25 protein-coding genes and 1 other annotated feature are annotated in these 25897 nt (G+C 36.3%); of the genes, 21 read left to right on the forward strand and 4 right to left on the reverse strand.

Annotated elements, in window-relative coordinates; all coding sequences use genetic code 11:
• The first annotated feature begins 4 nt into the window (after positions 1-4).
• Together JG537_RS03820 and mmuM are read left to right on the forward strand one after the other, a co-directional pair.
• Positions 5-1381 carry an amino acid permease gene (locus JG537_RS03820; RefSeq protein WP_199543757.1) on the forward strand — a complete coding sequence of 459 codons (1377 nt, stop codon included), beginning with the start codon at positions 5-7 and terminating at the stop codon, positions 1379-1381.
• 10 nt (positions 1382-1391) lie between these two features.
• Positions 1392-2336 (forward strand): homocysteine S-methyltransferase, encoded by a 945-nt coding sequence (gene mmuM / locus JG537_RS03825; protein WP_199543765.1) that lies wholly within the window; start codon positions 1392-1394, stop codon positions 2334-2336.
• A 39-nt stretch (positions 2337-2375) separates the two neighbouring features.
• Here mmuM and JG537_RS03830 read toward each other — a convergent pair whose 3' ends face one another.
• Both JG537_RS03830 and JG537_RS03835 read right to left on the reverse strand, forming a co-directional pair.
• On the reverse strand, positions 2376-3044 hold the full coding sequence (locus JG537_RS03830; protein ID WP_199544527.1) for a YoaK family protein: 669 nt from the start codon (positions 3042-3044) through the stop codon (positions 2376-2378).
• 217 nt (positions 3045-3261) lie between these two features.
• The gene (locus tag JG537_RS03835) at positions 3262-5370 is read right to left on the reverse strand and encodes an ATP-dependent Clp protease ATP-binding subunit (RefSeq protein WP_199543768.1); all 2109 of its coding nucleotides are present in this window, start codon (positions 5368-5370) and stop codon (positions 3262-3264) included.
• A gap of 402 nt (positions 5371-5772) precedes the next feature.
• Positions 5773-5908: a sequence feature (ribosomal protein L10 leader region), on the forward strand.
• Between the two features lie 28 nt (positions 5909-5936).
• Here JG537_RS03835 and rplJ point away from each other — a divergent pair.
• From rplJ to JG537_RS03850, 3 genes are all read left to right on the forward strand, one after another.
• Positions 5937-6440, forward strand: coding sequence for a 50S ribosomal protein L10 (gene rplJ / locus JG537_RS03840; RefSeq protein WP_199543770.1), 504 nt, complete (start codon positions 5937-5939; stop codon positions 6438-6440).
• A gap of 68 nt (positions 6441-6508) precedes the next feature.
• Complete coding sequence (rplL, locus tag JG537_RS03845; protein WP_004232036.1) at positions 6509-6877, forward strand: 50S ribosomal protein L7/L12; 369 nt, start codon at positions 6509-6511, stop codon at positions 6875-6877.
• Between the two features lie 125 nt (positions 6878-7002).
• Positions 7003-7329, forward strand: coding sequence for a hypothetical protein (locus tag JG537_RS03850; RefSeq protein ID WP_199543772.1), 327 nt, complete (start codon positions 7003-7005; stop codon positions 7327-7329).
• 32 nt (positions 7330-7361) lie between these two features.
• Here JG537_RS03850 and JG537_RS03855 read toward each other — a convergent pair whose 3' ends face one another.
• Positions 7362-7958 carry a TetR/AcrR family transcriptional regulator gene (locus JG537_RS03855; protein ID WP_199543775.1) on the reverse strand — a complete coding sequence of 199 codons (597 nt, stop codon included), beginning with the start codon at positions 7956-7958 and terminating at the stop codon, positions 7362-7364.
• A gap of 478 nt (positions 7959-8436) precedes the next feature.
• Positions 8437-9378, reverse strand: a complete 942-nt coding sequence (locus tag JG537_RS03860) for a polysaccharide deacetylase family protein (protein WP_199543776.1) — start codon at positions 9376-9378, stop codon at positions 8437-8439.
• Between the two features lie 218 nt (positions 9379-9596).
• Here JG537_RS03860 and JG537_RS03865 point away from each other — a divergent pair, with 218 nt between their 5' ends.
• From JG537_RS03865 to licT, 16 genes are all read left to right on the forward strand, one after another.
• Positions 9597-10883, forward strand: a complete 1287-nt coding sequence (locus tag JG537_RS03865; protein ID WP_199543777.1) for a homoserine dehydrogenase — start codon at positions 9597-9599, stop codon at positions 10881-10883.
• A 45-nt stretch (positions 10884-10928) separates the two neighbouring features.
• Complete coding sequence (thrB, locus tag JG537_RS03870) at positions 10929-11795, forward strand: homoserine kinase (protein ID WP_132869322.1); 867 nt, start codon at positions 10929-10931, stop codon at positions 11793-11795.
• Positions 11782-12666, forward strand: a complete 885-nt coding sequence (rarD, locus tag JG537_RS03875; RefSeq protein ID WP_199543779.1) for an EamA family transporter RarD — start codon at positions 11782-11784, stop codon at positions 12664-12666. Before thrB ends, rarD begins: the two co-directional genes overlap by 14 nt.
• A 12-nt stretch (positions 12667-12678) precedes the next feature.
• Positions 12679-14394: an aminodeoxychorismate synthase component I gene (gene pabB / locus JG537_RS03880; RefSeq protein WP_199543781.1), complete on the forward strand. Its 1716-nt coding sequence runs from the start codon at positions 12679-12681 to the stop codon at positions 14392-14394.
• 183 nt (positions 14395-14577) lie between these two features.
• Positions 14578-15831 (forward strand): bifunctional folylpolyglutamate synthase/dihydrofolate synthase, encoded by a 1254-nt coding sequence (locus JG537_RS03885; RefSeq protein WP_199543783.1) that lies wholly within the window; start codon positions 14578-14580, stop codon positions 15829-15831.
• Between the two features lie 36 nt (positions 15832-15867).
• Complete coding sequence (gene folE, locus JG537_RS03890; protein WP_199543785.1) at positions 15868-16431, forward strand: GTP cyclohydrolase I FolE; 564 nt, start codon at positions 15868-15870, stop codon at positions 16429-16431.
• A gap of 26 nt (positions 16432-16457) precedes the next feature.
• On the forward strand, positions 16458-17258 hold the full coding sequence (folP, locus tag JG537_RS03895) for a dihydropteroate synthase (RefSeq protein WP_199543787.1): 801 nt from the start codon (positions 16458-16460) through the stop codon (positions 17256-17258).
• Positions 17259-17323: 65 nt separating this feature from the next.
• Complete coding sequence (gene folB / locus JG537_RS03900) at positions 17324-17686, forward strand: dihydroneopterin aldolase (RefSeq protein ID WP_199543789.1); 363 nt, start codon at positions 17324-17326, stop codon at positions 17684-17686.
• On the forward strand, positions 17683-18162 hold the full coding sequence (gene folK / locus JG537_RS03905; RefSeq protein ID WP_199543791.1) for a 2-amino-4-hydroxy-6-hydroxymethyldihydropteridine diphosphokinase: 480 nt from the start codon (positions 17683-17685) through the stop codon (positions 18160-18162). Before folB ends, folK begins: the two co-directional genes overlap by 4 nt.
• 175 nt (positions 18163-18337) lie before the next feature.
• Positions 18338-19240 carry a UDP-N-acetylmuramate dehydrogenase gene (murB, locus tag JG537_RS03910; RefSeq protein ID WP_199543792.1) on the forward strand — a complete coding sequence of 301 codons (903 nt, stop codon included), beginning with the start codon at positions 18338-18340 and terminating at the stop codon, positions 19238-19240.
• Positions 19241-19267: 27 nt separating this feature from the next.
• On the forward strand, positions 19268-20419 hold the full coding sequence (locus JG537_RS03915) for an ABC transporter ATP-binding protein (protein ID WP_132868816.1): 1152 nt from the start codon (positions 19268-19270) through the stop codon (positions 20417-20419).
• Complete coding sequence (locus JG537_RS03920) at positions 20406-21197, forward strand: ABC transporter permease (protein ID WP_132868817.1); 792 nt, start codon at positions 20406-20408, stop codon at positions 21195-21197. The genes JG537_RS03915 and JG537_RS03920 overlap by 14 nt, the downstream gene beginning before the upstream one ends.
• Complete coding sequence (locus tag JG537_RS03925) at positions 21194-21985, forward strand: ABC transporter permease (protein ID WP_199543793.1); 792 nt, start codon at positions 21194-21196, stop codon at positions 21983-21985. The genes JG537_RS03920 and JG537_RS03925 overlap by 4 nt, the downstream gene beginning before the upstream one ends.
• Positions 21978-23051 (forward strand): ABC transporter substrate-binding protein, encoded by a 1074-nt coding sequence (locus tag JG537_RS03930; RefSeq protein ID WP_199543794.1) that lies wholly within the window; start codon positions 21978-21980, stop codon positions 23049-23051. Before JG537_RS03925 ends, JG537_RS03930 begins: the two co-directional genes overlap by 8 nt.
• A 147-nt stretch (positions 23052-23198) precedes the next feature.
• Complete coding sequence (locus JG537_RS03935; protein WP_199543799.1) at positions 23199-24731, forward strand: ClC family H(+)/Cl(-) exchange transporter; 1533 nt, start codon at positions 23199-23201, stop codon at positions 24729-24731.
• A gap of 194 nt (positions 24732-24925) precedes the next feature.
• A complete protein-coding gene (gene licT, locus JG537_RS03940; protein ID WP_199543801.1) occupies positions 24926-25765 on the forward strand; it encodes a BglG family transcription antiterminator LicT in 840 nt (279 codons plus the stop codon).
• Positions 25766-25897: the final 132 nt, after the last annotated feature.

Below are 25897 nucleotides of genomic sequence, written 5' to 3' on the forward strand. Positions count from 1 at the left end.
GTATATGGAAAATCATAATTTTGAAAATGAAGGCCAATTTCAGCGTAAGATGACTAGTAGACATTTGTTTATGTTATCTTTAGGTGGGGTTATTGGGACAGGCTTGTTTTTAAGTTCTGGTTACACGATTGCTCAGGCAGGTCCTTTAGGAGCTGTTTTATCTTATCTGGTTGGCGCGGTCGTTGTGTATTTGGTGATGCTATCCTTAGGTGAATTAGCAGTTGCTATGCCAGTTACAGGGTCATTTCATACCTATGCTACAAAATTCATCAGTCCAGGAACTGGATTTACAGTGGCATGGTTATACTGGATTTGTTGGACGGTTGCGCTCGGAACAGAATTCTTAGGAGCGGCAATGCTGATGGGACGATGGTTTCCAGATGTGCCAACTTGGATTTTTGCGACATTTTTCGCCTTGGTAATTTTTGCCATTAATGCTTTAAGTGTTCGAAGTTTTGCGGAAGCTGAGTCATTTTTTGCTTCAATTAAAGTTATTGCAATCATTATCTTTATCATACTAGGTCTTGGAGCTATGTTTGGTTTGGTTAGTTTTGATGGGCAACATCAGGCTATTTTATTTACCAATTTAACTGCTAATGGTGCCTTTCCTAAGGGACTTGCTGCGGTAGTTTCAGTAATGTTAGCTGTTAACTATGCTTTTTCTGGGACAGAATTGATTGGGATTGCCGCTGGTGAAACTGATAATCCTAAAGAGGCTGTGCCAAAAGCAATTAAGACAACTATTGGACGCTTAGTGATTTTCTTTGTTTTGACTATTGTTGTCTTGGCTTCGCTTTTACCGATGAAGGAAGCAGGTGTTTCAACTGCACCATTTGTTGATGTTTTTGACAAGATGGGAATTCCTTTTGCAGCTGATTTGATGAATTTTGTTATCTTAACGGCAATTCTATCAGCTGGCAATTCAGGACTTTATGCATCAAGTCGTATGCTGTGGTCACTGGCAAATGAAGGCATGCTTTCTCAGAAAGTTGTTAAAATCAATGAACATGGAGTTCCGATGCGTGCGCTATTGTTATCGATGGTTGGAGCAGTGCTTGCTTTGTTTTCTAGCATTTATGCCGCTGACACGGTTTACCTTGCATTGGTATCAATTGCTGGGTTTGCTGTGGTAGTTGTTTGGTTATCAATTCCATTAGCTCAGATTAATTTCCGAAAAGTCTTTTTGGAAAATCATTCTTTAGATGAATTATCGTATAAAACGCCATTTACACCAGTTTTGCCTTACGTTACAATTATTCTATTATTGATTTCTATTGTCGGAATCGCTTGGGATGCTTCACAGCGAGCTGGCTTGTATTTTGGGATTCCGTTTATTGTGTTATGCTATTTGTATCATTATTTACGTTTTAAAAAATGGTAGGAAAGATCTTATGGGAAAATTTAAAGAAATACTAGCGTCAAATGATTATATAATTTTGGATGGGGCGCTAGGTACTGAGTTAGAAAATCGTGGATATGACGTTTCTGGAAAACTATGGTCAGCAAAATACTTACTTGAAAATCCTAAAGTTATCCAAGACTTGCACGAAGATTACTTGCGCGCAGGCGCTGATATTGTAACAACATCAAGTTATCAGGCAACTGTTCAAGGGCTTGAAGATCATGGCTTATCTGAAGTAGAAGCACTTAAGACGATTGCTTTGACAGTCGACTTAGCTAAAAATGCTCGTGATAACTTTTGGCAAAGTTTATCTGATGATGAGAAAGCAAAGCGTCACTATCCCTTGATTGCAGGTGATGTTGGTCCGTATGCTGCTTATTTAGCAGATGGTTCTGAATATACTGGAGATTATCAGTTGTCTAAGGAAGCTTTCAAAGATTTTCATCGTTCACGTATTAAAGCTTTACTCCTGGCTGGTAGTGACTTTTTAGCTATCGAAACAATTCCAAATGTAGTTGAAGCGCAAGCATTGATTGAATTGTTAGCAGATGAATTTCCTGATACGGAAGCTTACATGTCCTTTACGGCACAAGATAGTCAGAAGATTTCCGATGGAACGCCAATGACTGAGGTTGCAAAACTCTGCGACAGCAGCAAACAAATTCTTGCTTTTGGGATTAATTGTAGCCGACCAGCGATTATTTCAGATTTGTTGAAAGCTAGTCGTACAATTTCTCAAAAACCTTTAGTAACTTATCCAAATTCTGGAGAAATCTATGACGGGGCAACACAGACTTGGAAATCATTACCAGACAATTCACATACCTTGTGTGAAAATAGTCAAGTTTGGCACCAACTAGGTGCAAAAGTTGTTGGTGGTTGCTGTCGAACAAGACCTGAAGATATTAAATTATTAGCCACAAAATTGAAATAAAAAGAGGCTGGGACAAAAATGTCCAGTCTCTTTTATTTATTAGATATTTGTTTTTTGAAGACGGTAGCGAATAACTACACTTGTGTAATGATAAATGATAGTAGCTAATACGAGCGATACTATCCAGATAGTTCTTACTTGAATGAAATGGTGGACAATCGCGACAAAAATGGCACCGATGATAAAGCTAACAACAACCAAAGAATAGTTGACTGCTTGACGTTTCATCTTAGCTGTTTTTTCTTCAACCGTTAGATAATTGTGCCATGCTGTGATCATTTTTCGGTAGTTCCCAGAAGTCATCAAAATTGAGTAAGCATGTGATTCAATTTGACTACCAGAGAATGTCAAGGTTAGTAAGCCGGTACCCAATGCCAAAAGGATTACCCATAGCAAACGATTTTCAGGTAATAGTGGCAAAGCGATGGTTACAACTAAAAGTGGTAAAATAGCATAGGCACGCCAAAATGCTGTTTTTGCTTTAGCACGTACACGTAATCCAAACATAAATCCAAGTGAAAAGAACAAAACTGAATAGAAACGGATGAGTGTTTGATGAAGTGAACTATGACCGATATCAGCGATAAGAAAAAGAATATTTCCGGTTTGAGTGGCAACTAGCGTATCAAATTGAATCTGACAATAGACATCTAGGGCTCCACCTAAAAATCCGAGTAAGACTGCTTCAAAACGACTGTTCTGAGGCATGTATTCTAAATCATTCACACCATGTCCTTCTTTCTAATAGAGTCAACAGACTTATTGTAACATTTTATATGATAAGGTACTAGGGGATTTTTAGAAAAATCTTGTTAAAACCATATGAGAATATAATATAATAGAAAATAGCCCAACCTAAGGAAATTAGGTTGGGCTATTAGGAGATTAGGAGTGCTTAGAAAAGTTGGAATTGCCACTACATGGCTTATTTTTCGCTGATAACAAGTTCTCCGTCAACCATATCAGCTTTAAGGTGTTTAACATCTGTGTGATCAAGGTAGAAATCAGTGATTTTATCACGAATTTCTTGTTCGATAACACGGCGGAGTGGTCGAACACCCATGGCTTCATCGTAACCTTCTTCGATAAGGTGTTTTTTAGCATCATCGCTAACGACTAGATCAATACCTTTCTTAGCGATAGTCTTGCTGACTTCTGCCAACATCAAGTCAACAATGTCATTCAAATCTTCCTTAGTTAAGTGAGAGAATTCGATAATACCATTGAAACGGTTAAGAAATTCAGGACGGAAGTAAGGGGCGATACGATCCATAATCTTCATGTCTTTATCTTCTTGACCAGTCAAAGCTTCATTACCAAATCCAGCATTTGAAGTAGCAATGATAACAGTGTTTTTGAAGTTAATTGTGTTACCTTGACCATCTGTCAAACGACCATCATCCAAAACTTGAAGCAGAAGTGTGATAACTTGTGGGTCCGCTTTTTCAATTTCGTCAAGAAGGACGATTGAGTAAGGATTACGACGAACACGTTCTGTAAGAGTGTTGTTGTTGTCATCATAACCAACGTAACCAGCAGTAGTACCGATTAATTTTGAAACTGCAGTACGATCTGAGTATTCAGACATATCAAGACGAATGATAGCATCTTTTGAACCAAACATATCAAGAGCTAATTGTTTAGCAAGTTCAGTTTTACCAACACCAGTAGGTCCTACAAAGAGGAAGCTACCAATTGGTCGGTTACCTTCGTCAAAACCAGCACGGTTACGGCGAATAGCACGAGCAACAGCATCTACAGCTTCGTCTTGACCAATGACTTTACCTTTCAAACGACTAGCCAATTCTTTCAAACGTTCGATATCACTTGCGCCCATGTTTGAAACAGGCACACCAGTTAGACGTTCAACGGATTCAGCAACGTCATTAACGGTGGCAGTAACTTTCTTGTCTTCAGTGTGATTATCGATTTGTTTTTGCAATTCTTCGATACGCACTTTGGCATTAAGAGCTGCTTCGTAATCTTCTTTAGCGGCAGCGGCTTCTTGTTTTTCTTTTTGTTCTGCGATTTCTTTTTCCAAAGATTTCACATCAGTAACAGGATGTTGTGCAGCTAGGTGAGCGGCAGTCATATCGATTAAGTCAATTGCTTTATCTGGTAAACTACGTTGTGGAATGTATTGAATTGAGAAATCAACAGCTGCTTTCAAAACGTTATCAGGAAGAATAACGTTGTGGTGTTTTTCGTACAAGTCACGAATACCCATCAAGATGTTAAAGCTGTCTTGAGCAGAAGGAGCGTTAACTTTAACTTCGTTGAAACGACGTGCAAGTGCAGCATTTTTCAAAATGGTATTGCGGTATTCATCTTGTGTAGTTGCACCAATAACAGTCAATTCACCTCGAGAAAGGGCTGGTTTAAGAATATCAGCCAAACCTTTTGAACCAGAATCACCACCAGTAGAACCGGCACCAAGAATTTGGTGAATTTCATCGAAGAAAAGAATGATGTTACCAGCATCTTTAACTTCTTTAACAAGGTTTTGGATATTTTCTTCAAAAGCTCCACGGTATTGTGTACCTGCTTCAAGACCAGCAATATCAATAGAAATAATTTCTTTGTTTTTAATCGCTGCAGGGACATCGCCATTGACAATAGCTTGCGCTAATCCTTCAACAACTGCTGTTTTACCAACACCGGCATCTCCAACAAGAACTGGATTGTTTTTTGTACGACGAGACAAGATTTCAGCAGTCTCTTGAATTTCTTTATTACGTCCAATAACAGGATCAAGTTCGTTATTACGAGCACGTTCAGTCAAGTTAGTTCCTAATTTTGCCAAGATGCCATCTTCTTTAGGAGCAGAAGCTGGAGTACCTTCTTGGTATTCAGGATTTCCAGGAAGTTTACCTGTTTGACGGTATTGAGCGAACTCTTCAGGAGTCACTTCACGCCCATTGATAAGGTAGCGTTTGTTTTCTGAATTATAGCCTCCCATGTTTCCCATTAGTTGATTGAAGATATCATCCATGCTTCCAAAAGGATCTCTTCCGTAAAATTGATTGTTTGCCATATGTTATTACCTCTTTTCATTTTTAAGATTATTCCAAATGATATTATTGTACGATTTGGAAGATTGAAGGTAGTTTCTCTTTAGTCTTTACATATCGGAGTAGAGAGGTCGTATTTAAAGAGAACTATCAATTGTTCCTATCAATCACCTTCTGAGGATATAATACACCTTTGGTCAGTAAAAGTCAAAGATTTATGCGCAAAAAATCTGACTTTTTTAATTAGTAAGCGTTTGATAATTTTTATAATGATACTATAGTATGATTGTAAGAGGATGGGTTGAAATAAACAAAAGTATTTTGCTCCTGTTAATTAATAGTAGAAAATCTTAAAAATAAAAAAATTAATAAAAAATAATCAAAAAGTGTTGACAGCTTCTAGAATCTAAGTTATAATGATTAAGGTTTTGTAATGAAACTGACCTAAGACAGCAGGGGAGCCGTGCTCGTAATATTCCTGCCGAGGCACAAAACGTAATGATGAAATAACGTATTTGTACTTTCGTGTCTAGGTTTAGGTGCGAATTTTTTTGTACCTAGCCCAAAAATAATAACGGAGGTAAAACTAATGAGTGAAGCAATTATTGCTAAAAAAGCTGAACAAGTTGATGCTGTTGCTGAAAAAATGAAAGCTGCTGCATCTATCGTTGTTGTTGATTCACGTGGTCTTACAGTTGAACAAGATACAGTTCTTCGTCGTAATCTTCGCGAAAACGGTGTTGAATTTAAAGTTATCAAAAATTCAATCTTGACTCGTGCAGCTGAAAAAGCAGGTCTTGACGGAATGAAAGATCTTTTCGTAGGACCATCTGCAGTAGCATTTTCTAACGAAGATGTTGTTGCACCAGCAAAAATTCTTAGTGACTTTGCTAAAGATGCTGAAGCACTTGAAATCAAAGGTGGGGCAATCGAAGGCGCTGTATCTTCAAAAGAAGAAATCGCTGCTCTTGCATCATTGCCAAACCGCGAAGGACTTCTTTCTATGCTCCTTTCTGTACTTCAAGCGCCAGTTCGCAACGTTGCACTTGCTGTCAAAGCAGTGGCAGACAACAAAGAAGACGACGCTGCTTAATGCGTATGGTAGCCTAAGGCTACAAACAATTATCTAATAAAACATTAATATTTTTGGAGGAATCTACAATGGCATTGAACATTGAAAACATTATTGCTGAAATTAAAGAAGCTTCAATCCTTGAATTGAACGATCTTGTAAAAGCTATCGAAGAAGAATTTGGTGTAACTGCAGCTGCTCCTGTAGCTGTAGCTGCTGCTGGTGCTGCAGACGCTGGTGCTGCTAAAGACTCATTTGACGTTGAATTGACTTCAGCTGGTGACAAAAAAGTTGCTGTTATCAAAGCTGTACGTGAAGTTACAGGTCTTGGTCTTAAAGAAGCTAAAGCTCTTGTTGATGGTGCACCTGCTAACGTTAAAGAAGGCGTTGCTACTGCAGAAGCTGAAGAAATCAAAGCTAAACTTGAAGAAGCTGGAGCTTCAATCACTCTTAAATAATAGAGTAACTACTCAAGTAGCTTAATAAAACAGAACCACTAGTCAATTGACTGGTGGTTTTTTTGTTGACAATTGTGAAGTGGAAGACTAAAATTTGGGTAACAGTACTTGCTAGGAGAAGTCAGATGAAGAGATTCTCGTTGTATGTTAGGTTGCTATATGGTGTTATATTTCTAGTAACTATCGCCTTTGTTCTACTTTCACCAGAAGAAGATGCACTTCATTTTAATAGTGGTTTAATGGTTGGTAAAGAAAGTAGGATTAAATTTTTTATTTATCCATTTCTTACTTTTATCCTTGGAGAGGCAGGGATTTTTTGGTCAAAATGGTATCGTAAAAAGACTAATCTGAGAAGTTATCCCATACTTTTAGCAAGTGAAATCAAATTCATTCAGATCATATCATTGATCGTGTTGATTTTCATTTTAGTCATGCTACATCAAGTGTTTTAATATTACTAAAAAAGATAAGAACTCTGAAATTATCAGAGTTCTTGTTTTTCGATTTGTGGATTTAGATCAAAGAATTTAGCTAATTTAATAATGAGTTGTTTAACATCTTGGGTAATTTCTTCAGGTTTCTCAGGATTTTCTTTTTTAAGCCAAGTTCTGAGAATATTATAATAACCTCCAGCGATAAATTCAACTGCATAGTTGATTTTTGCGACATCATCATTATAAGCAAACCAAGGTAAAGTAATACTATCAAATATTTTTCTGGTTCGGCTATCAAATTTTTGAAAGAAAAGATCAAAATGTTGGTGCTTGATTAATATTGATAAGACTTTGCGTTTACGATACCAGAATTCTAGTGAGCCAGCAAGCATTTCATCAAAAATATCAGATTGGGCGAAGTTTTGCCGTTCTTTTAAATACTCATTAATCACTTTTTCAAAATAGTAATTTAAGAGTTCTTGTTTATTGGCAAAGTGACGATAAAAGGTTCTTCTTGAAACTTGGGAGATTTCGAGAATGTCTTTAATTTTGATTTCTTCGAACTTCTTATCTTTCATCAGGCAGATGAGGGCGTAAAACAATCTGTCTTTTGTATTTTTAATTTGTTTAACTTTACCACATACCATAATATAATCCTTTCTTTTTGAGCAAAAATGGGAAATGGATCTGAGTATTAGTTAAGGTTATTATAGCACTCTCTTGTTAAAGTCTGGGAAAAGAACTTAACTCTAAAACGTTTTCTAAAAATGTAAACGTATTAAATGTTGAGGATAGCTCTTTCAATTAGAATGTAAAGACTTATTGAAAAATCATTGGTGATATAGACAGCGTCTTAAAATTGTGTTATGATATGACGAGTCAAAGGGAGAGTAAGTTATGCAGCAAAGTAAGAAATTATTTCCAGTTATGTCATTGGTTTATCTGGTAATTTATTTAGTTGCCATTATTTATAACATTGAGCACCATCAGAAACTTTTTGTCTATCTGTGGTCAGCTTTGTTTTTAGGAAATTTAGCTTATATCATTTATAGTTTAATCAAAATGTTTCGAAAAACAAATCATTAATGAAAAATTGACTAAAAAGAGCCTTACTGAGGCTCTTTTTTATTGGTTGATACTTGCCATAAGGCTATCTGCTGTTGTTTCTGGTAAAATTCGAATGCGATCTAATGATAGTAAACCGTCATTTTTATCAGCAATTCCTTCATTTGTTGTAATACCAAGCTTATAGTTGAGTTCACCAGCGAGTTGAAGAGTGGTATCAGAATAACGTCCTGCAGGATAGGCGATTGTTATGGTATCTTGTGATAAGTTGTTATCAAGGTAGCTTTTGGCATCGGACATTTCTGTTTTTTGAGTATTGTCATCACTAGCAGATAAGTCTGGGTGGGTTGAAGTATGACTTTGGAAAGACATCCCTTGTCCTTTCATTTCAAGCATCTGGTCGAGACTTAAGTTAGCAGAATTTCCGACAGTACTTGTGATAACGTTATTAGTTGCTTTGGCTTTATATTTTTTTAAAATGGGGTAAGCATTGTCATAGAAATCCCATAAACTATCGTCAAAAGTTAACCAAATGATTTTTGAATTTCCGTTTGGAAGAACATTTTCTGTTAGAACTTTATAAGCTTCTTCAGGAGTTAAAAAATAGTATCCTTCGTCAGAAAGTCGCTTGATGTGACTTTCGAATGTTGTCGGATCTACGATAAGGTTAGCGTTTGAAGCTTCCTCGGGAGCCATGACGTGAATGGCGTGATACATTAGAATTGGAAGAGAAACGTCAGAATCTTGCTGAACCCAGTTAACTTCGCTATTATTGTCATTAGCTTGATTTACTGAAGTTTGCTCGGTAGAAGGAGTGGTTGACGTTTGTTGATCTGATTTTTTTGAGATTTGTTCAGTTTTTTCTGCTGATAGAATCGAATGACTCTCTTTTAGTGTGAAAAAGAGTATGGCGCCAGCTATGATACAGGCTAAAAATAGAATAATATTGACGAGTAAGAGTGATTTTTTACTTTTTTTCTCGTGTTTGTGTCGTTTTTTCATGAAAATCTCCCCTGAAACAAAATCTGTTTCTATTGTACTGTTTTTTTAGTACAAAAGAAAGAATTTACCTTAAATTAGGGAAAGATTTTTAGACTTCGTTATTTTTCTGTAAATTCTGAATAATTTTATGGTATAATGTAGAAAATGTTTTTATTTTAGGAAGTGCTGGTTGTAAAAATCACTTTTCCGTTCGAAAATTACTTACTAAGGAGAATAAAATGTCAATAAAAATTGCTTTGCTCGGTTTTGGTACAGTTGCTAGTGGTGTTCCTTTCCTTTTGAAAGAAAATCATTCAAAAATTACTGAAGCAGCTCACGACACCATTGAAATCGCTAAGGTTCTTGTCAAAGACGATGAAGAAAAAAATCGTTTGTTGGCTGCCGGAAATGATTATAATTTTGTTACAAACGTTGATGAGATTTTAAGTGATGATAGCATTGACATTGTTATTGAATTGATGGGACGTATTGAACCAGCTCGTACTTTTATTACTAAGGCTCTAGAAGCTGGTAAAAATGTTGTTTCTGCAAACAAAGATTTGATTGCTACACATGGTAAAGAATTGATTGCTCTTGCAAAAGACAAGGGTGTAGCTTTCTACTATGAAGCTGCTGTAGCGGGTGGTATTCCAATTCTACGTACTCTTGCTAACTCACTTACTTCAGATAAAGTGACTCGTATTTTGGGAGTTCTTAACGGAACATCTAACTTTATGATGACTAAAATGGTTGATGAAGGTTGGACTTACGAAGATGCGCTTAAAACAGCTCAAGAGCTTGGTTATGCTGAAAGTGACCCAACAAATGACGTCGAAGGTATCGATGCTGCCTATAAAGCTGTCATTTTAAGTCAATTTGGTTTTGGAATGACGATTGATTTTGATGATGTCGCGCATAAGGGAATCACAACGATCACACCAGATGACGTTGCTGTCGCTCAAGAACTTGGCTATGTCATCAAATTGGTCGGAGATGTGCGTGAAGTTGAATCAGGTATCTCAGCAGAAGTTTCACCAACTTTCTTGCCAAAAGCACATCCGCTTGCTAGTGTCAACGATGTTATGAATGCTGTCTTTGTGGAGTCAATTGGTATCGGGGAATCAATGTATTATGGACCTGGTGCTGGTCAAAAACCAACAGCAACGTCTGTAACTGCTGATATTATCCGTATCTGTCGTCGTATTAAAGACGGTAATGTTGGGAAACCATTTAACGAATTTGTTCGTGAAACAACATTGGCAAATCCTGCAGATGTGAAGAGCCATTATTACTTTGCGATTAATACCCCTGATAAAAAAGGTCAATTGCTTCGTTTGGCTGAAATCTTCAATTCAGAAAATATTTCATTTGAACAAGTGCTTCAACAAAAAGCAAACGGAACTCGCGCTCGTGTTGTTATCATCACTCATTCAATGAGTAAGACACAATTGGCTGCCGTTACTGAGAAATTGGAAGCTGAAGAAGATTTCAAAGTGTTGAACACACTTAAAGTATTAGGTGAATAAGCAGTTAAAAAGTGAAAGGAAGCTCGTTTGAGCATTAATAGTGATATGAAAATTACAGTACCAGCAACCTCTGCTAATGTTGGACCAGGTTTTGACTCTGTCGGTGTTGCGGTTTCTAAGTACTTGACTATCGAGGTTTTAGAGCCTGCTGACCATTGGGAAGTTTTGCATGATTTAGGTGATGTTCCAAGTGATGGTACAAATCTTTTGATTACAACAGCTTTGCAAGTGAAATCTGATTTAAAACCTCATCGTATAAAGATGGTATCTGATATTCCTTTAGCTCGTGGTTTGGGATCATCCTCATCTGTTATTGTTGCAGGAATTGAGTTAGCCAATCAATTGGCTGGCTTGAACCTGTCTGATGATGAAAAATTGACACTTGCAACTAAAATTGAAGGGCATCCAGATAACGTAGCGCCAGCTATTTTTGGTAATCTAGTGGTGTCATCATACGTTGACGGAAAAGTAAATAGCACAGTGGCTACTTTCCCAGAAGCATCATTTGTTGCTTTTATCCCAAACTATGAATTAAAAACAAGCGATAGCCGTAATGTTTTACCTGTTCAATTTTCTTACAAAGAAGCAGTAGCAGCCTCATCAATTGCTAATGTTGCTATTGCGGCGCTTTTGACAGGTGATTTGGAAAAAGCTGGGAAAGCTATTGAAGCAGATCTTTTCCATGAACGTTTCCGTCAAAAATTAGTTAAAGAATTTGCTCAGATTAAAGAAAAAGCGCATCAAGTTGGAGCTTATGCAACATATCTTTCAGGAGCCGGACCAACTGTTATGGTGTTAGCACCAAAAAATCAAGAAAGCAATGTTTTAAAGGCTATTCAATCACTTCATTTAAATGGTGAAGTTGTTGCTTTACATGTAGATACTAAAGGAGTATTTGTTGAAAAAGACTAATTTAGGTTTTCTACTTGGTTTAGTAACCTACATTTTGTGGGGATTTTTATCTCTTTATTGGAAATTACTTTCAGGTGTTAGTTCATATAACACCTTTTCTTATCGTATCATTTTTACGGTGCTTACCATGCTAGTTTACATGGTTCTATCACGTAATCAGAGACGTTACCAGATTGAAATTCGGGAATTAGTATCTGATAAAAAGAAGCTATTTATGATGGTTTTAGCTAGCTTTTTGATTGCCATTAACTGGCTCACCTATATTTATGCGGTAGCTCATGGCCAGGCGACACAAGCAAGTTTTGGATATTACATTATGCCTCTTGTTTCAATTCTGCTTGCTCTTATTTTCTTACATGAGCGTTTGAGCCCATGGATGAGCTTAGCTATTATCATTGCTGGAATTGGTGTTGGTGTTTTAGCTGTTGATACTGGTCAAATCCCGCTTATATCAGTTCTTCTAGCGTTATCTTTTGGCTTATATGGATTGGTCAAGAAAAATGTTCGTCTTTCAAGTGATGTAGCAATGTTGGTTGAAAGTAGTTTAGTTGCTCCGTTTGTTTTGGTCTATTTGCTAGCTTTTAGTAAAGAAAGTATGCTAGATTACTCGTGCTTTGAAAACATCTTACTAATACTTTCTGGCGTGGTAACAGCTGTTCCTTTGCTGTTATTTGCCGAAGCTGTTAAACGGGCACCGTTAAACATTATTGGGTTCATTCAATACATTAATCCAACCATTCAATTGATTATTGCAGTTCTCATTTTTAAGGAGACAATAGCTTCAGGACAGCTCAAAGGTTTTGTCTTTATCTGGATAGCCATTGTTGTTTTTGTTCTTGGACAATTTATTGTCATGCGAAAAAATAAGTAGTTTGGAGCTAATATGCACAAAAAGACTGTTGTTGATTTTAAGGAACTAGGTCAGCGTTTGATTTTCGAGAAACCTTTAGCAGAGCTAGCAACAAAATCAGTAGCTGATGTTAAGAAAATCTTACAAGCAGTAGAAGATTATCAAAAACAAGGTTACTATGTTGTTGGTTATCTAAGTTACGAGGCTGCCAATGCTTTTGATAACAAGTTTTCGGTCAAATCAGAGGTTCTTTCTGGTGAATATCTTGCTTATTTTACGGTTCACAAAGCGGTAAAAATAGAGGTATTTCCTTGTCAATCACAAAAATCTGTTAATTTGCCGAAATCATGGCAGTCAAAAACAAGTAAGGAAACTTATGAAAAAGCAATTCAAAGGATTAAAGAAGAAATCAGGCAGGGAAATACCTATCAAGTAAACTATACTTTGCAATTAACGAGTCAATTAGAGGGTGATGCTTTTGAGTTATATAATCATTTAGTGGTTGAACAAGAAGCAGCTTATAATTGTTATATTGAACACGATGATTTTGCCATTTTGTCTGTTAGTCCTGAGTTATTTTTTAAGAAAAAGGGTCAACAGTTAGTGACACGTCCCATGAAAGGAACAGTTGCCCGTGGCAACACTGACAAGCAAGACTTGGCTAACAAAGAATGGCTAGCACATGATAGTAAAAATCGTGCTGAAAACATGATGATTGTTGATTTGTTACGCAATGATATGGGACGTATTTCAGAAATTGGTAGTGTTCAGGTTACCAAACTTTGTGATGTTGAGCAATATTCAACAGTTTGGCAAATGACCTCAACTATTGAAAGCCAATTACAGTCCGATAAAACTCTCTTAGATGTTTTTTCTGCTCTTTTTCCTTGTGGTTCAATCACAGGCGCTCCGAAAATTGCTACCATGTCGATTATCAACCAGCTAGAGCCCCATCCTCGTGGTGTTTACTGTGGAGCAATCGGAATTTGTCTACCTAATGATGATGCTATTTTCAATGTTGGTATTCGTACCATTCAAAAGCATGGCAGTCAAGCGATTTATGGTGCTGGCGGCGGCATTACTTGGGGTAGTAATTGGAAAGACGAGTTTAAGGAAACGTGTGATAAATCTGCGGTTTTGTATCGTAATCAACCAAAATTCGATTTAATTACCACAGCAAAAGTATCTGGTAAGCAAGTCGTCTATTTAGAGGAGCATATTAAGCGCTTGAAAGAATCAGCAAGGTATTTTGCTTACCCATTTTCAGAAAAGATATTTTATGCCAACTTGTCAAGTCAGCTTAAAAACCTAGATGATTGTGATTATCGTATGAGACTGTCACTGAATCGTAAGGGAATATTTAAGTTTGAAACTGTGAAACTTCAAGCACTGCCACAATCATATTTGCAAGCTAGGCTTGTTAAGCGTAATGAGTCGATTGAAACGCCATTTACCTATTTTAAGACGTCTTATCGTCCTCATCTTCCAAGTAGTGAAAATGAGAGTATTTATATTTCAGAAAATGGTTATCTTCAAGAGACAAGTATTGGCAATCTAATTTTAGAAATAGACGGTAAATGGTACACACCACCAGTTGACGTTGGTATTTTAAATGGTATTTGTCGTCAACGTCTTATAAAAGAAGGACGTGTTGTTGAGCGTTATTTGACAGAAGCTGATTTAGCAAGAGCCAGTCATCTATATGCTTGTAACAGTGTTCGTGGTGTTTATGAAATTACTGTCATTTAAATAGCAAGTAGCTCTGTCTAAAATCATTAGATTGAGCTTGCTTGTGCTATAATAGAAGTGTTATTGTATTTTTATAAGAGAAAGGTATATGCGCTAAAAGCTTATCATTGAAAGATTTAGAGGTAAATGTCTCAATCTTATTTTAATGTCAACAACTTTTGGTCATAGTAGGACATTCATCAAATGAATTATCAAGAAGCTTTAGATTGGATTCATGGCAAGTTAAAATTTGGTATTAAGCCTGGATTAGAGCGAATGGCTTGGATGCTAGAAGAACTTGGTAATCCTCAAGAGAAGCTTGCCGCTGTTCATGTTGTCGGGACAAATGGTAAAGGATCAGTTACTAGCTATTTGCAACATATTTTTTCACTAGCTGGCTATGAAGTTGGGACATTTACGTCACCTTATATTGTCGATTTTCGTGAACGTATCAGCTTAAATGGGCAAATGATTTCAGAAAAAGATTTTCTTGAATTGGTTGAACGTGTTCGTCCAGTTGTGGAACGATTGTCCGTTGAAACTAATTTGGAACCTGCAACAGAGTTTGAAGTTATTACTGTCTTAATGTTTGAATATTTCGGTCACATGCATCCAGTAGACATTGCGATTATTGAGGCTGGAATGGGTGGCCTTTATGACTCAACAAATGTGTTTAAGGCTTTAGCGGTTCTTTGTCCATCAATTGGTTTAGATCATCAGAATGTTTTAGGGGAATCTTATGCGGAAATCGCTGCGCAAAAAGTTGGAGTTTTAAAAGAAAAAGTACCATTTATTTTTGCGACAAATCGTGCAGATGTTCGTCAAGTCTTTGCTGATAAAGCTAAGTCTTGTCAAAGTCCCCTTTACGAATTTGGTAAAGATTTTTTAGTAAAAGAAAATGAAAACGGTTTTGATTATCTAGGACACGAGACACTTGAACAAGTTGAATTAGCCATGCCAGGAAAACATCAAATTAGTAATGCTAGTCTTGCAATTACAGCAGCATTTATGTTACGTAATCGATATCCAAAAGTGACTAAGGGAATTATCAAGGTTGCTTTAGCTCAAACGCATTGGGTAGGACGTACAGAACTAGTCTTTCCAAATGTCATGATTGACGGGGCTCATAATAATGAAAGTGTTCAAGCTCTTGTTAATGTTATGCAAAAATATAAAGATAAACATTTGCACATCTTATTTGCAGCGATTGATACTAAGCCTATTGATTCAATGCTTGATTTGCTTAGTCAGTTATCCGATGTAGATGTGACAACTTTTGTTTATCATAATGCATTGCCGTTAGATAAATACCCAAGTCAATACCATAAAGTTGCTAAATGGCAAGATTGGATTGATCAGATTGACTTTGGCAGCCAAGAAGATTTTTATCTTATTACTGGTTCACTTTACTTCATTTCTCAAGTACGTCCTGTACTTTTGTCAAGACAGCAAAATTAAGCTATAATAGAAAAAATAAAAAGATTGGAAAAGAAAATGGCAAATCAAGAAAAACTCGAAGCAGCAGTTTACCAACTTTTAGAAGCTTTAGGAGAAGATCCAAAACGCGAAGGGTTATTAGATACTCCTAAACGTGTTGCAAAAATGTATCAAGAGATGTTTTCAGGCTTAAACGAAGATCCAAAAGACCAATTTACAGCCGTATTTACCGAAAATCATGACGAAGTTGTTCTCGTTAAAGATATTCCGTTTTACTCAATGTGTGAACACCACTTGGTTCCTTTTTATGGAAAAGCTCATGTTGCTTATTTGCCAAGTGATGGTCGTGTAACTGGTCTTAGTAAATTAGCGCGTGCTGTTGAAGTGGCTAGTAAACGTCCTCAGTTGCAAGAACGTTTGACTGAGCAAGTAGCTACAGCTTTGGAAGAAGCGCTTCATCCAAAAGGTATTTTTGTGATGATTGAAGCTGAGCACATGTGTATGACAATGCGCGGTATTAAAAAACCAGGTAGCAAAACAGTGACAACCGTTGCTAAAGGTATTTTTAAAGAAGATCGTGAAGAACGTAAAGAAATTTTATCTTTGATTTTAGGAAAATAGTTAGATAGATTGCTAAGGGGACTGTTATGAAAATTGGTAAACACGATATTGATGGAAAAGCTTGTATCATGGGCGTTTTAAATGTCACTCCAGATTCATTCTCTGATGGTGGGGCTTATACATCAGTTGAAAAAGCTCTTGCTCAAGCTGAAAAAATGATTGCTGAAGGTGCCAAAATCATTGATGTTGGTGGTGAATCGACTCGACCAGGTTATACATTTGTCGAAGTCCAAGAAGAGATTAATCGTGTCGTACCAGTTATCAAAGCATTAAAAGAAAAATTTGATGTTTTAGTCAGTATCGATACTTATAAAACAGAAACAGCTCGTGCAGCCCTAGAAGCTGGTGCTGATATCTTAAACGATGTTTGGGCAGGACTTTACGATGGCCAAATGTTGGCACTAGCAGCAGAAAAGAATGTTCCAATTATCTTGATGCATAATCAGGAAGAAGAAAAGTATAATGACATCACAAAAGAAGTCTGTGACTTTTTAACTGAACGTGCTCAGGCAGCACTAGATGCTGGAGTTGCAAGAGAAAACATTTGGATTGATCCTGGTTTTGGTTTTGCCAAGAATGAATCACAAAATATTGAACTTTTACAAGGTCTAGATGCCGTTTGTCAGCTTGGGTATCCAGTTCTTTTTGGTATTTCACGTAAACGTACCGTTGATTATCTGCTAGGTGGTGGAACTCTTGCAACGGATCGTGATATGGGAACAGCCGCTTTGTCAGCTTGGGCAATTGCTAAGGGATGCCAAATTGTCCGCGTGCACAATGTGGATGTCAATCGCGATATTGTTAAAGTGATTAGTCAACTCGTTTGAAAGGAGTAAGAGAAGAAAGGTAAGTTTGAGAAGATGTCTCAGACTTTCTTCTTTGTTACAACTATATGGATAAAATTCATTTAAATGGTTGCCGTTTTTACGGTTACCATGGTGCTTTTAAAGAAGAGCAGACTTTGGGGCAGATTTTTGTTGTTGATTGCACTTTGTCTGTTGATTTGCAAAAAGCTTCTCAGTCTGATTGTCTTGAAGACACTGTTCATTATGGTTTAGTTTTTGAAGCTATTAAAAAGCAAGTAGAAGAAAACAAATATATTTTGATTGAACGTCTAGCTGGTGCTATTTGCCAAGATATTTTTGATCAATTTCCACTTGTTCAAGCTATTCAACTAAAAATTTCTAAAGAAAATCCACCGATCAATGGTCATTACGATTCTGTCGGAATTGAGTTAGAACGGGAGAGAGCATGACAAGAGTTTATTTGAGTTTAGGCAGTAATATTGGTGATAAAAAAGCATACCTAGATGCCGCTCTTGAGAGACTAAATCAGCTTCCTCAAACCTCAGTTACTATTGTTTCATCTTTTTATGAAACAGATGCTTGGGGTAAGACTGACCAAGATGACTTTTTGAATATCTGTTGTGAATTGGAGACAAGTTTACCTGCACAGCAGTTGCTGTCAGATTGCCAACAAATTGAAAAAGATTTGGACCGTGTTCGTCATGAACATTGGGGACCGCGTACCATTGATATTGATATTCTTTTGTATGGTAACGAGGCTATTAATACAGAGAATCTTAAGGTGCCACATCCTTACATGACAGAGCGCGCTTTTGTTCTTATGCCTTTATATGAGATTGCTCCGTTTCTTAAGATTTGTGGCGAATCTATTACATCTTATTTAAAAACATTAAATCTTGAAGAAGTGCGAAAACTTCAGTCTTAAATATCGTCAAAAGCTGATTTTTTTGTTATAATTAAGGTCGGCTTTATGCCGATTTTTTAGTAGATAATAAAAATCATTTGATCATAAATGAGCTAATAATATTTGTAAATGTATTGGTTGATTTTAATCAAACGATTATTATAATTTTGATTAATAGTTTTAGAGTTGGAAGAAAATGTTAGAATTTTTAAATGATGAACTAAAAGGGATTGATATTCGTGTTAATGAACCTTTAAAAAAATATACGTACACTAAAGTGGGAGGTCCAGCGGACTATCTCGCTTTTCCACGTAATCGTTATGAATTAATTCGTATTGTTGAATTTGCTAACAAAAATGATATTCCATGGATGATCCTTGGTAATGCTAGTAACATCATTGTTCGCGATGGTGGTATCCGTGGTTTTGTTATCATGTTTGATAAATTAAACACTGTAACCGTGAATGGCTATGTCATTGAAGCAGAAGCTGGTGCTAACTTGGTTGAAACAACACGTATCGCCAAATACCACAGTTTAACAGGTTTTGAGTTTGCTTGTGGTATTCCAGGTAGCGTTGGTGGAGCTGTCTTTATGAATGCAGGAGCCTATGGTGGTGAAATTTCACACGTATTGGTGTCAGCTCAAGTGCTTACTAAAGAAGGTAAAATCAAGACAATCGAAGCTCGTGATATGAAATTTGGTTATCGCCACTCAGCTGTTCAAGATAGTGGTGATGTTGTGATTTCAGCAAAATTTGCTCTTAAACCAGGTGATTATGTTTTAATTGAGCAAGAAATGGCTCGCTTAACTCACTTACGTGAATTAAAACAACCTCTTGAATATCCTTCATGTGGTTCAGTGTTCAAACGTCCAGTAGGTCACTTTGCTGGACAATTAATTACAGAAGCTAATTTGAAAGGTCATCGTATTGGTGGCGTTGAAGTTAGTAAGAAACATGCCGGATTTATGGTAAATGTCGCTGACGGTACAGCTCAAGATTATGAAGATTTGATTGCTTACGTTATTGACACTGTTGAGAAAAATTCAGGCGTTCGTTTAGAACGTGAAGTTCGCATTATCGGCGAGAAAAAAGATTAAAGAAGCTCTATGGAGGTTTTATGAGAATTGACTAAACCAATTATTGCATTTAAAAACGTATCAAAAGTATTTGAAGATAACGGTACAGTTGTTTTAAAGGACATTAACTTCGAACTTGAGGAAGGAAAATTTTATACCTTGCTTGGTGCTTCAGGTTCAGGTAAATCAACGATTTTAAATATCATCGCTGGTCTTTTAAAACCAACAACAGGTGATGTTTTCCTTGACGGCGAACGTATTAATGATATTCCTATTAATAAACGTGATGTTCACACCGTTTTTCAAAACTATGCCCTTTTCCCGCACATGAATGTTTTCGAAAATGTCGCTTTTCCTCTAAAATTAAAAAAAGTCGATAAAAAAGAAATCGAACGACGCGTGGGTGAAGCGTTAAAAATGGTACGTTTGGCTGGTTTTGAGAAACGTCCAATTCAGAAGTTATCAGGTGGTCAACGTCAACGTGTTGCGATTGCGCGTGCAATTATCAATGAACCACGTGTTGTCTTATTGGATGAGCCTTTATCAGCTTTGGATTTAAAACTACGTACAGAGATGCAATACGAGCTTCGTGAATTGCAACAACGACTTGGCATTACATTTGTTTTTGTTACACATGATCAAGAAGAAGCGTTAGCAATGTCAGACTGGATTTTTGTCATGAATGATGGTGAAATTGTCCAGTCTGGTACTCCAGTTGATATTTATGATGAGCCAATTAACCATTTTGTAGCAACCTTTATTGGTGAATCTAACATCATTCCAGGTAAAATGATTGAAGATTATTTGGTTGAATTTAATGGTAAACGTTTTGAAGCAGTTGACGGTGGTATGCGACCAAATGAAGCTGTCGAAGTGGTCATTCGTCCAGAAGATTTACAAATTACAATGCCAGAAGAAGGGAAATTGCGTGTTAAAGTTGATACGCAGCTTTTCCGTGGTGTGCACTACGAAATCATTGCACACGATGAACTTGGTAATGAATGGATGATTCATTCAACACGTAAGGCAATTGAGGGTGAAGTTATTGGTCTTGATTTCACGCCTGAAGATATCCATATTATGCGCCTTAATGAAACAGAAGAAGAATTTGACGCTCGTCTTGAAGAATATGTTGAAATGGAAGAACATGAAGATGGTTTGATTCATGCCATCGAGGAGGAGCGCAATGAAGAAAAATAGTTTCTTCTCGATTCCATATATTTTATGGTTGTTACTTTTTGTTATTGCTCCCGTTATTTTGATTTTATGGCAGTCTTTCTTTGACATTCAAGGTCATTTTACTTTGGATAATTACAAGACTTTCTTTAGTTCTTGGACTTATCTTCGAATGAGTTTTAACTCTATTCTTTATGCTGCTATTATTACTTTAGTGACTTTGTTGATTTCTTATCCAACAGCGTATTTTTTGACACAACTAAAGCACAAGCAATTATGGTTGATGCTTGTAGTCTTGCCAACTTGGATTAATCTTTTGTTGAAAGCATATGCGTTTATGGGAATTTTTGGTCAGCAAGGTGGGATTAATGCCTTCCTTTCATTTGTTGGTATTGGTCCAAAACAAATCTTGTTTACAGATTTTTCATTTATTTTTGTAGCTTCTTACATTGAAATTCCGTTCATGATTTTACCGATTTTTAATGCACTAGATGACATTGATGATAATCTTATTAATGCTAGTCATGATTTAGGTGGTAATAATTTACAAACATTTACAAAGGTTGTCTTTCCACTGTCTCTAAATGGTGTGAGAAGTGGTGTTCAGTCAGTCTTTATTCCTAGTTTGAGTTTGTTCATGTTGACACGTTTGATTGGTGGTAACCGAGTGATTACACTTGGTACAGCTATTGAACAGCATTTCTTAACAACGCAAAACTGGGGAATGGGTTCAACCATTGGTGTGATTTTGATCATGGCAATGCTTGTGATTATGTGGATGACTAAGGAGAGACGAAAATGAAAAAAATTGCAAATTTATATTTGACTTTTGTCTTTATCATCCTATATATCCCAATTGCTTATTTGATTTTTTACTCATTTAACCAAGGTGGTGATATGAATGGTTTCACTGGTTTTACCATGGAGCATTATTCAGAGATGTTTGCTGATAATCGTTTGATGCTGATTTTGGTGCAAACTTTCTTTCTAGCCTTTTTGAGTTCGATTATCGCAACAGCAATAGGGATATTTGGAGCAATCTTCATCTATCAGGCGCGTCGTAAACACCAACAATCTATTCTTTCGATGAATAATATTTTGATGGTGGCACCGGATGTTATGATTGGTGCAAGCTTTTTGATTCTCTTTACGCGACTAGCTGATTTGTTCCATTTTAATCTTGGGTTTATGACGGTCTTGCTTAGTCATATTGCTTTTTCAATTCCGATTGTCGTGCTTATGGTTTTGCCACGCCTTAAGGAAATGAATGATGATATGATTAATGCTGCTTATGATCTTGGAGCAACACCATGGCAAATGCTTAAAGAGGTTATGTTACCTTATTTAACCCCTGGTATTATTTCAGGTTTCTTCATGGCATTTACGTATTCACTAGATGATTTTGCTGTAACATTCTTTGTTACTGGGAATGGCTTTTCAACGCTTTCTGTTGAAATCTATTCACGTGCGCGCCGAGGAATTTCTCTTGAAATTAATGCACTTTCAACGATTGTCTTTATCTTTAGTGTCTTGTTGGTAATTGGTTATTACTTTATCTCACAAGATAAGAAGGGAGAACGTGATGCGTAGATTATATTCATTTGTTTTAGGACTCATTGCGGTGACCCTTATCTTATTTGGTGTTTCAGTTTACATGCAAAAGACCTCAAGTTCCTCAAGTCAATCTGATAAATTGGTGATTTACAACTGGGGAGATTACATTGATCCAGAATTGATTACAAAATTCACCAAGGAAACCGGTATTGAAGTGCAGTACGAGACATTTGATTCCAATGAATCAATGTACACTAAAATCAAACAAGGTGGAACAACTTACGATATTACCGTTCCATCTGATTATATGATTGATAAGATGCGCAAAGAAAATCTTCTGATCAAATTAGATAAATCAAAAATTGTTGGTTTAGATAATATTGGTCAAGAATACCTTGGTATGAGTTTTGATAAGAATAATGATTATTCTGTACCATATTTCTGGGGAACACTCGGTATTGTATACAATGATACCATGGTTGATAAAGCACCGGAACATTGGTCAGATTTGTGGAAGTCAGAATATCAGAATGATATCATGCTTGTCGATGGTGCTCGAGAAGTGATGGGAATTGGACTTGGAACACTTGGTTATAGCTTAAATACCAAATCTATGACTGAACTAAACGCAGCTTCGGCGAAATTAGATGACTTAACACCAAATATCAAAGCTATCGTTGGTGACGAGATGAAAGGCTATATGATAAATGGTGATGCTGCTATAGGTGTTACCTTCTCTGGTGAAGCTAGTGAAATGCTTGATTCAAATAATCATTTGCATTATGTGGTGCCTAGTGAAGGTTCAAATCTTTGGTTTGATAATCTGGTTATTCCAAAAACGGCTAAGCATATTAAAGAAGCTTATGCTTTCATTAACTTCATGTTAAAACCTGAAAATGCTGCACAAAATGCAGAATACATTGGCTATGCTACTCCAAATGATAAGGCTAAAAAGCTTTTACCTGATGAAATCAAGGAAGATAAAGCATTTTATCCCCCAACAGAAACCTTTAAACATTTAGAGGTTTATGATAACCTTGGCCAAAAATGGCTGGGTATTTACAATGATTTGTACTTACAATTTAAGATGTATCGTAAATGATAATAAAAGAGTTTGGAATTTTTCCAAGCTCTTTTTTTGATGAGGTCGAAATCAGCTTAAAGTTTTGATAAAATAGTAGTGAGATATTTTTTGAAAAAAGTTTGAAATTATTTTGGTATTTTCAATAGGATTAGTTAGGAGTCTAAAATGGAAAGTTATCGTAGAGAGTACGAATTTTCACTGTCCTCAATTTTATGCTTCGTATGGCGTGGTGTTATTGTAGGCTGTGTTTCAGGAAGTGTGGTCAGTCTCTTTCGTCTCTTGATTGCTAAAATTTTTGCACAAGTTGTAAAATGTTATGAGCTATCACATGAACAACCAGCTTTGCTAGGTCTGATTTTGTTAGTGAGTGTACTAGTCGTCTTAGCTATTGGCTTTTTGGTTAAGTCTGATCCAGATATTAAGGGTTCAGGAATTCCACATGTTGAAGGTGAGTTAAAAGGCTTACTTCATCCGAATTGGTGGTCTGTACTTTGGAAAAAATTTGTCGGTGGTGTTCTTGCTATTTCAATGGGATTTATGCTAGGGCGTGAAGGCCCAAGTATTCAATTAGGCGCAATGGCAGGAAAAGGTGTTGCAAAATCACTAAAAGCTCAGCGAATGGAACAACGTGTTCTGATTGCAAGTGGTGCAGCAGCTGGATTATCAGCGGCTTTTAATGCTCCGATTGCAGGTTTACTTTTCGTAGTAGAAGAAATTTATCATCAATTTTCTCGATTGGTTTGGATTTCTGCACTTGTTGCTAGTTTGGTTGCTAATTTTATTTCTTTAAACATTTTTGGCTTAACACCAGTACTGGCTATGCCAAACGATCTTGCGATTTTACCTTTAAATGATTATTGGATTCTTTTGTTGCTAGGGGCCTTCTTAGGTTTGATGGGTTACCTTTATGAAAAAGTAACGTTGAATGCCAATCTTTTTTATGATTTCTTGGGTAAAATCTGTCATCTTCCAAATTATTTTTATGGTGTATTTGCAGCAGTTCTGATTTTACCAATTGGTTATTTTTACCCACAATTATTGGGCGGTGGAAATGGCTTGATTACTTCACTATCGACAAGTCATTTGACTTTAGCAGTTGTTTGTCTTTATTTTATTATTCGTTTTGCATGGAGTACTCTCAGCTATGCTAGTGGGTTACCAGGTGGTATTTTCCTTCCTATCTTGACCTTGGGTTCACTTTTAGGATTTGGCTTTGGTTTGGGAATGCAACAAATTGGTTTTGTCGGAACATCGGTCTTGGTTAATTTCCTTGTTCTTGGTATGGCAGGATATTTTGGAGCCATTTCAAAAGCTCCGCTGACTGCTATTATTTTGGTAACTGAAATGGTTGGAGATTTTCGCCAATTGATGACGATTGCTGTTGTTACCCTAGTTGCTTATATCGTTATGGATGTGTTAAAAGGTGAGCCAATTTATGAAGCAATGTTAGCTAATCTATCTATTCCAAAAGACCGTGAAGTGATTGAACCGACATTAATTGAATTAACAGTGTCAGATAAAATCGCAGGTAAACGTGTTCGTGACTTGACCTTGCCTAAAAATGTACTTATCACAACTCAGATTCATCGTAAAAAATCTGAAGTGGTTTGTGGGAGTACCGTTTTAAATGCCGGTGATACTATTTTCTTGGTTGTTAATGAACCTGAAATTGGTAAAATCCGCAAATTATTAATGTAATTAGATTTATATTTTTGTATCCCCTTTCATTTTGAGTGAAGTTTTGGTAAAATGGATATTAGTAAGAGGATTGTTACTGGTTAAGCAGGCAAAACCTAGTGTACATATGAAGCATTGTGTTTTGGAACATATTACCTTTTGTGTACGCTAGTTTTGCCTTTTCTTTCCGAATTTTTTTGAGGGAGTAGTAGATAATGAAGATAGATAAAGTCTATAATAACAATGTTGTCTTAGCTAAAGGTGATGAAGGAGAAGAAATCATTGTTATGGGGAGAGGTCTTGGATTTCAAAAGAAATCTGGTGATGAAATTGACACATCTTTAGTTGAAAAAACGTTTGTTATGCAAGATAGTACTGCTACAAATGAATTAACGCGTGTTTATATTGATTTGTCACCACTAGAGACAGAGGTTGTTCTTGATATTATTAAGCACGGTCAGGAAGTCTTAAAAACTACTTTTGATACACCTTTTTATATTGCGCTAGCTGATCACCTTCATTATACTCTTCAACGATCTCGTGAAAATTTGATTATTCAAAATCCATTATCATGGGAAATCCGTAAGTTTTTTCCAAAAGAGTATCAACTTGGACGAGATGCTTTGAAGATTGTCTTTGAAAAACTAGGAATCATTCTTCCAGAAGACGAGGTTTCTTCAATTGCACTTCATTTTATCAATGCTCAAAAAGATTCTGGCTTAGTTGAGCAAAGCTATCAGATTTCAAAGATTGTGACTGATATCTTAGGAATTGTGCGCCTGTTTTATGGTAAAATTGCTGATGAGGATTCTGTGAGCTATAATCGATTTATCACGCATACTCAGTATTTTGCTCAACGTGTCGTTAATGGCGTAGTGCAAGGAAAAAATGATAGTTTTTTGTATGAACAAGTTAAATTAAACTATCCTGATGCTTTTTCGTGCTCAGAAAAAATTAAGAACTATATTGAATCATCTTATGATTTTCCAATGAGCCGAGATGAGCAGGTCTATATTACCATCCATATCCAACGCTTAGAAACAAGTAGTAATTAAACAGTATTCTTCTCGTCAACTGTCGAGAAGATTTTTTGTAAAAAAATTGAACCTGAAAATATCTTGAAAAATTTTGAAAGATGCTTTAGAAATAATAAAATGCAACAGATGCTTTTCAATAATTTATGAAAA

Origin of the sequence: Streptococcus vicugnae, from assembly GCF_016461705.1 — a bacterium.
GTDB lineage: Bacteria > Bacillota > Bacilli > Lactobacillales > Streptococcaceae > Streptococcus > Streptococcus vicugnae.

Excerpts from the sequence above, each read along its gene's own strand:
- JG537_RS03820 (WP_199543757.1), top strand. The coding sequence starts at position 5 with ATGGAAAATCATAATTTTGAAAATGAAGGCCAATTTCAGCGTAAGATG.
- mmuM (WP_199543765.1), top strand. The coding sequence starts at position 1,392 with ATGGGAAAATTTAAAGAAATACTAGCGTCAAATGATTATATAATTTTG.
- JG537_RS03830 (WP_199544527.1), bottom strand. The coding sequence starts at position 3,044 with ATGCCTCAGAACAGTCGTTTTGAAGCAGTCTTACTCGGATTTTTAGGT.
- JG537_RS03835 (WP_199543768.1), bottom strand. The coding sequence starts at position 5,370 with ATGGCAAACAATCAATTTTACGGAAGAGATCCTTTTGGAAGCATGGAT.
- rplJ (WP_199543770.1), top strand. The coding sequence starts at position 5,937 with ATGAGTGAAGCAATTATTGCTAAAAAAGCTGAACAAGTTGATGCTGTT.
- rplL (WP_004232036.1), top strand. The coding sequence starts at position 6,509 with ATGGCATTGAACATTGAAAACATTATTGCTGAAATTAAAGAAGCTTCA.
- JG537_RS03850 (WP_199543772.1), top strand. The coding sequence starts at position 7,003 with ATGAAGAGATTCTCGTTGTATGTTAGGTTGCTATATGGTGTTATATTT.
- JG537_RS03855 (WP_199543775.1), bottom strand. The coding sequence starts at position 7,958 with ATGGTATGTGGTAAAGTTAAACAAATTAAAAATACAAAAGACAGATTG.
- JG537_RS03860 (WP_199543776.1), bottom strand. The coding sequence starts at position 9,378 with ATGAAAAAACGACACAAACACGAGAAAAAAAGTAAAAAATCACTCTTA.
- JG537_RS03865 (WP_199543777.1), top strand. The coding sequence starts at position 9,597 with ATGTCAATAAAAATTGCTTTGCTCGGTTTTGGTACAGTTGCTAGTGGT.
- thrB (WP_132869322.1), top strand. The coding sequence starts at position 10,929 with ATGAAAATTACAGTACCAGCAACCTCTGCTAATGTTGGACCAGGTTTT.
- pabB (WP_199543781.1), top strand. The coding sequence starts at position 12,679 with ATGCACAAAAAGACTGTTGTTGATTTTAAGGAACTAGGTCAGCGTTTG.
- JG537_RS03885 (WP_199543783.1), top strand. The coding sequence starts at position 14,578 with ATGAATTATCAAGAAGCTTTAGATTGGATTCATGGCAAGTTAAAATTT.
- folE (WP_199543785.1), top strand. The coding sequence starts at position 15,868 with ATGGCAAATCAAGAAAAACTCGAAGCAGCAGTTTACCAACTTTTAGAA.
- folP (WP_199543787.1), top strand. The coding sequence starts at position 16,458 with ATGAAAATTGGTAAACACGATATTGATGGAAAAGCTTGTATCATGGGC.
- folB (WP_199543789.1), top strand. The coding sequence starts at position 17,324 with ATGGATAAAATTCATTTAAATGGTTGCCGTTTTTACGGTTACCATGGT.
- folK (WP_199543791.1), top strand. The coding sequence starts at position 17,683 with ATGACAAGAGTTTATTTGAGTTTAGGCAGTAATATTGGTGATAAAAAA.
- murB (WP_199543792.1), top strand. The coding sequence starts at position 18,338 with ATGTTAGAATTTTTAAATGATGAACTAAAAGGGATTGATATTCGTGTT.
- JG537_RS03920 (WP_132868817.1), top strand. The coding sequence starts at position 20,406 with ATGAAGAAAAATAGTTTCTTCTCGATTCCATATATTTTATGGTTGTTA.
- JG537_RS03925 (WP_199543793.1), top strand. The coding sequence starts at position 21,194 with ATGAAAAAAATTGCAAATTTATATTTGACTTTTGTCTTTATCATCCTA.
- JG537_RS03930 (WP_199543794.1), top strand. The coding sequence starts at position 21,978 with ATGCGTAGATTATATTCATTTGTTTTAGGACTCATTGCGGTGACCCTT.
- JG537_RS03935 (WP_199543799.1), top strand. The coding sequence starts at position 23,199 with ATGGAAAGTTATCGTAGAGAGTACGAATTTTCACTGTCCTCAATTTTA.
- licT (WP_199543801.1), top strand. The coding sequence starts at position 24,926 with ATGAAGATAGATAAAGTCTATAATAACAATGTTGTCTTAGCTAAAGGT.